The 11687-nt window shown below is 59.3% G+C and carries 8 protein-coding genes; all 8 read right to left on the bottom strand.

The window, feature by feature from the left end; translation table 11 throughout:
* Positions 1–115 precede the first annotated feature (115 nt).
* The 8 genes from H5U38_11065 to H5U38_11100 all read right to left on the bottom strand — a co-directional run bounded on the left by H5U38_11065 (position 116) and on the right by H5U38_11100 (position 11674).
* On the bottom strand, positions 116–2182 hold the full coding sequence (locus H5U38_11065; GenBank protein MBC7187564.1) for a hypothetical protein: 2067 nt from the start codon (positions 2180–2182) through the stop codon (positions 116–118).
* A gap of 101 nt (positions 2183–2283) precedes the next feature.
* Positions 2284–5061 carry a hypothetical protein gene (locus tag H5U38_11070; GenBank protein ID MBC7187565.1) on the bottom strand — a complete coding sequence of 926 codons (2778 nt, stop codon included), beginning with the start codon at positions 5059–5061 and terminating at the stop codon, positions 2284–2286.
* Between the two features lie 105 nt (positions 5062–5166).
* Positions 5167–6006 (bottom strand): AAC(3) family N-acetyltransferase, encoded by an 840-nt coding sequence (locus H5U38_11075; GenBank protein ID MBC7187566.1) that lies wholly within the window; start codon positions 6004–6006, stop codon positions 5167–5169.
* A gap of 178 nt (positions 6007–6184) precedes the next feature.
* Positions 6185–7288: a DUF5009 domain-containing protein gene (locus H5U38_11080; GenBank protein ID MBC7187567.1), complete on the bottom strand. Its 1104-nt coding sequence runs from the start codon at positions 7286–7288 to the stop codon at positions 6185–6187.
* Positions 7289–7301: 13 nt separating this feature from the next.
* On the bottom strand, positions 7302–7955 hold the full coding sequence (locus tag H5U38_11085) for a hypothetical protein (protein ID MBC7187568.1): 654 nt from the start codon (positions 7953–7955) through the stop codon (positions 7302–7304).
* Positions 7956–7968: 13 nt separating this feature from the next.
* Entirely contained in the window at positions 7969–8721 is a 753-nt protein-coding gene (locus H5U38_11090; protein ID MBC7187569.1) for a hypothetical protein, read from the bottom strand.
* Between the two features lie 15 nt (positions 8722–8736).
* On the bottom strand, positions 8737–9705 hold the full coding sequence (locus tag H5U38_11095) for a PorV/PorQ family protein (protein ID MBC7187570.1): 969 nt from the start codon (positions 9703–9705) through the stop codon (positions 8737–8739).
* 4 nt (positions 9706–9709) lie between these two features.
* The gene (locus H5U38_11100; GenBank protein ID MBC7187571.1) at positions 9710–11674 is read right to left on the bottom strand and encodes a hypothetical protein; all 1965 of its coding nucleotides are present in this window, start codon (positions 11672–11674) and stop codon (positions 9710–9712) included.
* Positions 11675–11687 lie beyond the last annotated feature (13 nt).

The raw sequence follows: 11687 nt of genomic DNA on the forward strand, positions 1-11687 counted from the left end.
ACTCGATGATGCTCGGGGAAACGACTTGCCTCACACATTTTGCCGTGTATTATAACGAATTCGCAACAAAAAGTCAAGAGAAAAATTTCATTCAGCGCGGTTTCACTCAGATTTTTCACCTGGTCAGGAACCGCTCGACGAAGGTCGGCTGACTCCCCGCCATCACCAGGAAGACGTCCAGGGGCACCACCTCAAACTCTGGACCCAACTTGCCCAGGATATTCTTGACCCGCTTCACGTCGCTCGACTCCCTGACGTGCATGAGCAAGAAGTACGGCCGCACTTTGTTGATGGTCGCCAGCTCCCGCAGGTCAGCAACCGCTTCTTCCTCGGGTTTTGTCGGTGAGAGGTAATAGTCGTACGAGATGAGTGGCCTGCCATTCTTCACCGTAAAGGTGAATGATGGGGCATAACCGTTGAGAAAACCGATCACGTCAGGCATACCCTGGTAGTAGGCCTCCACCACTTCCTTGGTCAGTTCCGTGTTCCCCTCGACGGTGGCTCCTTCCGAGTAATCCATGATCTCGAAGACGCGCAGGTCAAGTCTCTCCATGAATTCCTTGGCCTTGGCGATGAGTCCAGGCAAAAGCTGCGGGGGCACGGCCTTTGGGTAGAGATAGCCCGGGCCAGACAGGCAGCCGATGAGATAGTCGTTGGGCGTGGCCGTGCGGTAGTAGTATTCCTGCATAGCGGGCTCCAACCACAGCCGATTCATGATAACCTCCCAGGCATAGGGGATCTCCCCCCGACCTGGCCGGTGCCATGCCCCGATACCCATGCCGTCGGTTTGGACGCAGGCAATGTAGACCTTCTTGCCCGGTTTGTAGCGCTTGCCGGGCACGAGGTTATGGTTGTTCTTGAAGACAAACCCGGGAGTCGGCGGCACTTGATGGCTGAAGCTGAGATTCGGGATTGTATGCAGCCCTTCTACCCGCAGGCCGTAGCTCGACGCTAACTTGACGTGGTCGCGCTCTTTGTCCTTGGCATAGGAATGCCAGCCCATCACCATGGACATGGGGTTCATCTGGCTGAGCAATTTATTGGCCAGTGCGTATTCCTCGGCATCTTCTGGCTTGGTGGAAAGGTCGTTGAAAAAGCAGCGGTTGTAGATTCCCCAGTCGGCGACACCGGGCTTCATTACAGGGCCGGCATCGCCTCCCATCCAGATGATGATGTCTCGGCTGCAGCGGTCCCAGTAGCGATCGTAGGCCCACTGATAGATCTGCGCGTCATTCATGCCTACAAACTTGCCACGCAGGTCCTCCACCATTTTCAGGCCGCACTCTTCTGCAACCGGGATAAAGTCTTCGCTCACCACCAACGCCTTTTCCAGGCCGGCGATAGTGAACGCCACAATCAGCGAGGTGCGCACTTGTGGATCCCAAACGACGTACCCCGCCAAGGCGTCCTTGAAAGTCTTCACGGCCTCGGGCACAGACTTGAGCTCAGTGAACGTGAAGTAGCGCTTTTCCTGCACGAATTGCAGGAACGGCTTCACATAGTTAAACGGCCACGTCTCTGGATAGAGGAGGTAGAGACGAGGACCGCTGCCATTGGCCAAGCCTTGTAGACTGATGAGGAGCGCCTGTTCAGCGAGCCCACCGGCCACTTCCCAATTGTCCTTGAGGCGGAAGAAGAACGCTTCGCGCCTGCCCGCCTTCTTCAGCACATAGTGCAGCGTGCCAGAGGTGCGCGTCGACCGCGAAATCTCGTACACCAACACATCGCCGCCCTCGCGCAGCTCGTAGGTGTGCACACATGTCACTGGAGTTGGGCCCTGGGAACCACGCACGCTATACCGCTCCTCGATCCTGAGCACTGTGCCGCCCTTCTCCCAGCGCGCCGCCAGCTGCCGCTCGCCTCCCACCGGCATGGAAAGCCCCATGAACACATTCGTGGGGAACACCCGGTCCTTGATGGGAAGCTTGGTCACCGAACCATCGGTCCGGAGGTCCAGGGAATCCACAAAGCGACGGCTGGTGCCCCATGTCTGGACAAGCAGAATCCCGTTCTCCTTGGTCGTCGCGTCGATGGTCAGGGTGGCGTACAGGTCGATTTCGGTGCTCAATTCGGGAAGAAGCTTCCAGGTGCCGTTGAACTCCGGATTCCCCTGCGCCAAGAGCGTCCCTCCTGCTAGGCCGAACACCGCCACCAGGGCGAGCACAACGACGAACTGTTTCATGGTTCCCTCCACATGGTTTAGACGTGCCTCACAGCGAGACTTGATTCAACTGCATAGCATCACCCCTTCCTCCCTCTTCGGAGACGAGGGGAACAAGTGCCTCAATCCAACCATACCTCAACCGTGACGATCTTGTTCTTGCTGGCCACCACCTCCACACTTCTTCCATCCACCTCGGCTGGGGCTATGGGCTTTTCATTCAGCTTGACCAACTGCGCCTTGCGAACTGGCCGCCAGAAGGTAATTGTCCCTTTCACCTCCTCTTCCGTCGGATTGAATACTCTGACGATGAGTCCGTCGGTGCGCGATGACCTCTTCACCGCCGAGAGCACGAGCGTGGCCGGCTGGACATCAATGAAGCTGAGCGTCGGCGGCAAGGTACCAGTGCTACGCCCGCACTGCGCAAGGTGGAGCTTGAGGTTGAAGCGGTTAGCCTGTTCATACACGCCCGCCTGCTCCCAGGTGCCTGCGTAAGGATAGATCGCGTAGTCGAATACGAATGGCCGCAGGCATTGGCACATCACCTGCGTTTCGTCGGTGGCCACATTCTCCGGGTCAGCACCGATGATGGGGAAACGATAGGTGCGCACCAACGTGAGAGCGATGGTGCGCTGCTCGTCTTCGAACACCGCATACTCGGGCAATCCGATGTTGAGGATCGCCAACCCATGTCCCTCACCCTGCACGCCGCAGAACATGTATTGCGGATAGTAGGGGAGCATTGGCTCCTTCCAGGTGGAAGTATCCGGCAGGTGGATGTCCCGCTCCGTCACGTCAAAGTGCGTCTCTGAGTACGACTTTTGCGCGGTGCCGTAGCCCGAAGGGAACATAGCCAGCAGCTTGTGGTCGCGCACATGGTTGGTGAGCTCGGTTCGCACCTCAAGGCAAGGCGCCCCCTTCTTCAGAGTCACGTACGAGACAATCTCAAAGGGGACCCTTTCTGGATTGCGGCGGCTGCCATCGGCAAGCGCGTCTTTCGGCAGCATCATCGTCAGCTTTACGCGATATTGGGCCATGAGCGGGCCGTCCAGCACCTTGCCCACTTCGGCCTGGCCTCCGATACTGGTGATGACCTCATCAATGTCGGCCCTGCGCTGCGTGGCGTGGTCACCGACATCGGAAAAATCCTGGAAATAGTGAAGCCCCTGGTAGGTCATCCCAGTGGCCTTGCACAAGAGGTCAATCCGCCCATCGCCGGCAATTTCTGCGCGCAGATGCTCATTCTCCAACACGTTCGCGGCAGGCGACAAGCTGCCGTAGTTCAGCTTGCGCCCGGGTTGTGGCTTGATGACGAACGACCGGTACCCTACGCCAGGGACTTCGCTCAGCGCAATGGCGCAATGCACTCGCCGTGCCTTGTACGGGATGGGAAATTCGTACGGGTTTTTCACAATAGGGCCAAATGGATAGGAACGAACAAACTGTACCGGAAGCTGAGCGCCTGACTCATCCTCCACGGTGAACCACCTTGCGCCACTCTCCTCGGGGAGGTCAATTACTGCCGTCACTACTTCGGAACGTCGAAATTGGGTCGGATTGAATGCCACAAGGCAGATGGCGTCTTCGGGCAGCCGGGCGTTGTCAATCTTTGTGACGATGTGCGCCATTGCGCGCCTGGTCACGTTGTCAGCCAGATGCCGGACCTGACGATTGCGGTACTCCACGTCCTCGTGCACCAGGTCGACACTGCACCCCGCAATGCTGTCGTGGGACTGGTTGGCCAGGTGATACTTCCAGGCCAGGCGCAGCATGCCTTCCGGATACTCCATGCCCAAGAGGGTAGCGATGGCTGCCCACGTATCCGCGTTCTTCTGCAACTTGAGCTCGCAGGCCCGATTCTGCTGCTTCAGGTACATCCTGGCGCAGAGCATTCCTGGAAAGAGGTTCTGCCAGAGCCCGTCCACCATCGTGTAGCGAAACTCACCGCGCATCACCTTGAGGTCTTTGGCCCGCGCCTTGACTGCCTGCACATAGTCGTAGAACGAGCTGTGGATGTAAGTGTCGCCTGTGTTGAGTTTGTTCGCCTCAGCGATGATCTCGGGCGTGCGCGGGTAGGGGTTGACCTGATCCATGCCGTCCAAGTACAGAAGCTGGTCGCAGGTTGCGCCCTTGACGGCGTGACTCTTTATCTCCTCCAGCGCCCTTGGCAAATTCTCCAGGTAGAGCTTATCCAGATGCCTTCCTTCCAGGAGCCAGTAGTCAAAGCCGCACAGCTCCTCATCGCAGGGATGAAAAGGCAGTTGTCCCTCGCGCCAGTGATAATCCCATTCGAATGGCCATTTGTTCAAGGCCACTGGACGGTACACATGGACATACCAGTTGGCCCGCCCATACGGGTTCACCGAACGCATGCCCATGATCCTGCTTCCGTCCGGCGCCTCCCAGATGAACTCGTGCTTTGTGATGCGGTCGTTGTTTCCCCGGTAGAAAAACATGTGGTCGAGCTCGAACCCTAAGTAGATTTGTGGCATTTGCGACGATTGGCCAAAGGAGAACGGGCTGTAGCCGGACCACTTCTGCCCTTTCCACTCCTCAGTGATGAGGGTACCCATGAGCAGGTTGCGCACAATGGACTCGCCGCTGATTTCGGGCGTGTCTGGGAGCGTGTACCATGGGCCGATCTGGATGCGTCCTTCAGCGACCAAGCGTCGCAGCACCGGCTCATTCTCTGGCTTGATAGCCAAATAGTCTTCCAGCGGTATGGTCTGGGAATCTAACAAGAAGTACTTGTAGTCGGGATTTGTTTCCAGCAGCTTGATGAGTGCGTCGAACATGTCCACAAGGAGCATGCGAAACTCCTGGAAGGGATAGCGCCATTCGCGGTCCCAATGGGTGTGGGATACGACGTGGATGGTGTACGGGCCATGCGCGTCTTGCATAGACTTCTCCTCGATGTGCTTCCCGAAATGTTGACGGCTAATCTACCAAATCTGTGGGGAATTGTCAAGCAATTCTTGATTGGCAGAATGTCCACGGAGCTTGATCTATTGGGGGGACACCTCCTGTCCCGCTTTGGCCTGCGGGAATGCCCTTCGCCTCTCGTCACAGGCCGGACAGGTACCAGGAGCGCAGAGGAGCAGCTGCGGGTGTTCTCGGAAAAAGCGCAGTCCCTCACTGAGGAGCAAATTCAACTCGAGGAGGTAGGCCCAGAACGTGCCTCGGCGCACACGCCTCACTTTCTTGCGGCTCAGGAGGTGGCTTTCAAACGCCACAAAATTCTTGGAGCACCCTGGCACTTCGCGAAGGGGCTGTTCTCCTGCGATCGATACGCCCACGGGCAGAATGCCCATGTGACTCCATGGGAAATGCCCGACCCAGGGCACGGGCGCTTTGACCTCAAGATAGTGGCAGAAGCTCAAAGCCGAAAAGTCCACGGCAAACAAGAGTGCGTAGGCGTGCGCCTGCTGTGCCAGCCAGTCCAGCACGCTTCCTTCTCCGAGTGGACTCTCGGGAGCGTTGTCCTGCCCAACGCTCCGGGCCGCTTCGCCCCAGAGCGAAAAGGAATGGGTCGCAGAGCAAGTCCTAACAACCTGGGGCATGTTGCGGAAGACTTCCGAGAGGGCCCCCACCTTGCTGGGCGTAGATGCCGGATCGAACACTTCGAGGGGGCCATGCGGGCGCTTGAAGCAGTAGGTGAAGGCCGGCATCACTATCGATCCGGACAGGCCCACACGTCGCTGCAACTCCTCGATGAACCCCTGCGCGCTCACGCCAGGAAAGGCAGAGCGCAGTCGGCGCAGCGAGGCGTGCACCATCACATGCTGACCAGGACGCAGCCCGAGCTTGCGAAGGAACTCCGCGAAGAGTGCGTTTCTTTGTTTCATGGATTGGGATCCCTCCTTGCGACCGGCAGCGCTTCTTTCTCCCCGTAACGAGCAATCCAGTGCTCCTCACTTGGTTGCTCACAGTTCAGCTTGGCGAAGTCGCACTTCTTCGGGGAGACCAACAGAGGAGGGTCAAGTCATCCGCCTGGCGCCAAGGCGTCCGCAAGAAAGAGGGGCGTCAGACCTTCCAGAAAAGCTTGCGCCGATACATCCAGTAGAGCACCAACCACCAGAACAGGAGGTAGGCACAGGTATAGGCCCAGGAGCCCGCGGTCACCCCCAGATGGCAATCCAGCCACCTCCAGAGCGCCTCGCGCAGCGAGAGAGTGCTGCTGCCAACTTCAACCTGCCACTCCTGCAAAGTGTGTACACGCACCATTATGGATACGAAGTAGACCGTGATAGCGTTCATCCCGAACACCACGAAGGGGAAAGCCCAGCGCCTGTAGCCTCTCCCTTCGATCAGCCAGTGGAACAGCGCCAAAAGGAGCGTGGCGATTCCTCCGGCAAAGAGGACAAACGAGGCAGTCCAGAGCGCTTTGATGAGTGGAAGGTAGATGCTCCACACGAGGCCCAAACCAAGACTCGCCGCGCCTATGAGCACGAGGGCGCGCACGCGACTCGCCACGCCCCCGGTACCTCTGCGCACGAGGTCGCCGACGAGGCTTCCACCGCACACCAGCGCGCCTGTGGGGACGATGGAAGTCGCGCCGGCCAAGTGCCAGCGCGCCAGGTACCTCTGGTTCAAGTAGGCAATGATGTTCTGGTCAGGCACAAGAGTGCCACCGGTATAGCCCGCAAACGGAACAAAGGACAGAAGCACCCAGTGGGCAACGAGCAGCAACACCATCAAGGTTGCGCGCAGCCGCGGCGAAAGAGGATATGCCAGCGCTCCCACCAGGTAGGCAAGACCGATGAGCTGCAGCACATCAAGGCCAACTACCACTCGCCTGGCAATGCTGGAAACGAGCACTATGCCCAGGAGCACCAGCACCACCGCACGCCGCAGCGCCTTTACCACGTAGGCGCCGCGCGTCCCGTCCCTTGCTTTGCAGGCCGCGTAGGAAAACGGAATGGCCACGCCTACGCAAAAAAGAAACCACGGAAAGATCAGGTCACAGAAGGTGACCCCCTTTCCCCAGGCTGCATGGCGAAACCACGAGGGGTATGCCTGCTCGTGGACCGTGTTGTTGACCAGCAACATCGCGGCAATAGTGAACCCACGCAGGGCATCTAAGGAAGAGAGTCGCTGGCCTGGGGGGCTGTACCGAGGCTGGCTCATTGACGAAAAGTTCTCAGAAAACAATCTGCAAACCCAACGTGCAGAAGACACTCTGCAGACCGCTTACATTTTCCAGACGGAGCGCGAGCGCAGGCCAGAGTTCACCCACGATGAGACGATATCCCGTTTCCACAACCAAGCAAAAACGCCGGGCCACGCCTATTCGTGCCCCAAGACTACCCTCGAAGGCCCAGCTCCATTCCTCCTGCTCGCGAGCGGGCACCGATACTTCCACCAGCTGGTAAGCCCCACGTCTGCTCCGCCAACGATGAAGGCCAACGCCGCCTCCGACGAAGGGGTGTACACTATGCCATGAGGTGATGATATGGCTTCCCCGCACGGTCGCGCTCATCGACGTGAAATGAAGCTCGAGGTCGCGGTAGTAAAGGCGCGATGTGTTCTCCTGCGCGAACTCCAGAAACTCAACCCCCACTCGCCAGGACCAACCCCTGCTTTGCCATTTGCCTGCCTCAAGTCCCACCAGCCTGGGGCTCGGCGCAAACCAATTTTGCAGGCTACCAACGGGTGCCACCGTGCCCCAGTGCACCTGTGCGTACCACTGACCTGATTCTTCGACAGCCGCCGAGGCGTGCACTCCCACCAAGACGGCCGCCATTCCCCACAGGATGACCGTATGCCTACGCACCCTTGTGGTGCCGATCACCACCGCCTGGTCTCCTTCAGTACACAAATACCAATGCGCAGGTTAGTTGCGCCATGCTCGTGGCAGGAAAACGCTCGTAGTCGCTCCCCCCTGTCGGCAACACCGTACCGTACCTTCCGCTCAGGCGAAAGTGCAAGAAGCGCTGCGCCACGACCTCGACCCCCATCTCAAGAGTGGCCACATACACTGCGCCCTTGCGCACCTCCGCATGGTTGTAATAGTCGTAGACGAAGACATGGTTGAGCTCCGGGAATTCCTTCTCCCAGACCTCGTGCAGGCGCAGCGCACGCTCATAGAACCAAGGCCCTGCGCCCGTTGCCAGGTAGAAACTGGCAACGCCGCCCTCGGGCCAGCGCAGCGTAATGCACGGCACCACCTGTGTCACATACAGATGCTGATCGGGCGTCAAAGTAGCCCGGTAGGACGCGTCCCTGGATTGCAGGTCACGCACGTAGTTGCCGTAGAACCTCTGCCAGAACGCCCAGTTCCACTGCTCCACCGCTCTGTCTTGCTCGATCGTAAGGTCGCAATAGCCCGCCGTTATCCCCACAGCCACGAGCCGTGACAGCCGCAGCGAGGCGGTGCCTCCTGCTGCCCAGCCGGTCGCCTGACGCACGTGTTGGTCTTGTTTCAGTCCAAGCCCGTGAACATAGGAGGACCAGGCCGAAAGTGACTCTAGACGAACCGTCTGACCAGAGGCCCCAGGACAGCTCGCACCCAGCACCAGGGCAAGAAACCAGACGAGGTGGAGGCGGAAATTCCACTTCATCGCGACAGCTCCTCATCAAAACTCGGCAGAAAAGCTCATGCGCAACACCGACTGTAGGCGGCCGTAGTCGGTATGCGCAAGGTCAAACGCAACCAGCCCGCGACCAGTGCGCTTCTTGAAGCCGCACCCTAAGGTGAGGCCATCCTCATCGTAGTAGAACTTGTAACCCAGGCGGAGGGCCACCACATTTGCCAACCAGCATTCTGCGCCCACGTGGAGCCGTTCGTTGTAGTCGCTGGGATGCAACGCATCGGCGGCTAAAGTCAGACGGTATGGGCTGCTCAGCGCGCCCAGGAGCTCCATCGCGGCACCCAGCCGAAAAACCATAGGCATCTTGAACGAGTCGCCAATGTAGCGGCTGTCCACCCCAAAGTTCTGCACATACCCGCCAAGGCGAAAGGAACGGAACCCGGTGGTGTAGACCATGCCCAGGTCGACGAGCATGTTGTCTGAGGTGTAGGCTGCGATGCGCTCCCGGACGTAGCGAAGGGTGAGACCGTAGGCAAACCAGGCAGTCGCCTGCTGGGCAAAGGAGAGTCCTATTGCCAAGGCATCTGCCGTGTAAGTGCCGCGAACGATGTAGGCGCCACCAGGATTGTCAACGTCCGCGTTGACCGTTTCCACCATCTCACCCAAGTCCAGCCGGTTGATGCTGAGGCCGCAGGCCCCCATGCGCCGTGGAAGCCGCAGGGCAATGGAAAAGGCCTGGTGGCTTGTCTCGGCAAGATATGAGGCGTAGGAGACGCACAATGCGTGCGCGCCCGCAAGGTGAGCAAGCAGCGCAGGGTTAACAAACAGCGCCTCGGGCCCTGCGTCGAGCAGCGCCACACCCACCTCACCCATCGCCGCCACACGAGCAGAAACCGGGACCTCCAAAAAGGTATAGCCCGCCGTGCCCACTTTGCGGAACTGCGCCCTTCCCGGATTGGCCATGCTGGTGACCAGCAAGAGAGCAAGAACCAGCGGTGACACTGCTCGTGCCATACCTTCACCTGACAATGCAAAACTTGCCTATGCGCGTAGCCCCCTTTGTGGCCGGTGCGTGCGAGGTGAGGTGATAAATGTAGAACCCACTCTCGGCAAACTGGCCAAAGTCTGTCACCTGATCCCACTGCGCAATCCCCGTGTCCTCGGTGTGCTCGATGGTGGCTACCAAGTCGCCGCGTATGGTGTAGATGCGAATGGTACAGGGGCTAGGGATATTCATGAACGATATCACATCCTGAGCGCCGGGAGTAATGAATCCTGACCGCATGACAAAGGGATTGGGCACCACGAGCACTCGGTCGAGCGTCGTGTTCACCGGCGAAAAGGTGGCGACAAACGGCGTGACCGTATGGTTCGGGTAGTACGAGCTCTCCAAACTGGGCACGCGATTACTGTTCGTTTCCGGGAACACCGCTGCGGGGTCAAAGGGCCAATGGTCGTGACCGGTGTCGAAGGCCGAAACCGCATAGTAGTAGCCGAACCCCACCACGACCCCGGTGTCGACAAAAGTGTAGGTGTGCGCACCTGGGTCGAAGAAGCTGGGGTCCCTGGCCGCCACTTCAGCGATCTGGCGCCATGGGCCTATGGGCAGATAGTCGGAGCGATAGATGCGATAGCCAGCCAGGTCATAGGCTTCCGGGCCGGAGTAGTCAGAATCGGGCAGGTATTCGCCGGCGTCATCCCAGCGGATAACGTTCCCCACTCTGGCCCCGGTGAGTCGCGACAACTCAATGCGGTCCGGTGCCGCTGGTGGATCTGGCACGTTGTAGCCATGCTCGAAGTTGAACTGGGCGCGCTGAGCCGTGGCATTGAGGTCGGCCAGGCTTGTCTTGGCTATGTCCTGCTCGGTCACGTTGGGGTCAAACGCCAGCTCTGAAGGCACGCTGCCGATTACCTCGGCCATCACCACACGGAGCGAGTCTCCTGGACCCAGGTCCCAAGGCCCGAGGGACACCATGGTCCACATGCGGGCCTTCCCCCACCGGTCGTCGGCCAGACCTTGCGGAAAGAGTATGGCCTGATAGGCATTGCGCAGGTCCCGCATGGCGCCGTACCACTGCTCGTTCGTTTCCAGGCCAGTGAAGGGGAAGGCATGAGCGGGATCGCTCACCGACCAGCCGACCTGATTGATGGCATTTGCCTGACCGCGCTTGTTCGGCGAGACATGAAGGAACTTGATCCCTGCGAAGGCGGGTGCCAGCCACTCCTTGCCGCCGCGCGGCCCACCACGGCCGTACAAGTACGGGTCAAACTTCTCATTGCCGGCCGCCTGCGTGTAGTCGTCTGCCCAGCCGTAAGCCATCCTCTGACGCGCGTCGTACAGAAAACGGTTGTTCAAGGCGCCCGGCGGCAACTGGGGGAAGAGCATGGACCATCCCCGGGCGTTGATGGCGAAAGCGTAGGTGAACAGCAGATACAGATCCTGCAAAGTGGAGTCCTGGGCCAGCATGCGGTACACTTCAGGTGAGGCCACCTCGGTGTCAAAGACATGCGGCTCACGGGCAATGTTGGTGATGACATAGTCGATGATGATGTACTTTTCGTCCTTCGCCGACCCACTCCAGCAACGGACGGTGCGTTTCACGCGGACCGGCAAGAAGCGCGGCGGACGGTAGGGGAAACGGTAGCGCGGGTTGAACTCCCACGTGGTTTCCACCACCTCTTCTGCTTCGCTCGGGTCAGTTCGCAGCCAGTAGTTCTCTCCATTCGGCCAGCGCAGGCGATGACGGAGCAACAAGTAGGGGCTATCGGTGGTGGAAAGCCCCACTGAGGTGGCAAACATGGCCCAGTCGGTGACTCCCCAGACGCTGTCCGGGCTCGATGCGCGCAGGGCTCCGGCCCAAAATCCGCCGCCCACGTGGTGGCTGGTGCCTCCGCCCACCTGTTGCGGAATCAGCTCCGGGTCAAAGCCAGGCCAGTCCATGCCGTATCCCTTGCGCGCCCAATTCTGGAAGACCGGCCCCATCTTGGCCACATTC

It is taken from the genome of Calditrichota bacterium (genome assembly GCA_014359355.1).
Taxonomy (GTDB): Bacteria; Zhuqueibacterota; Zhuqueibacteria; order JANLFK01; family Oleimicrobiaceae; genus Oleimicrobium.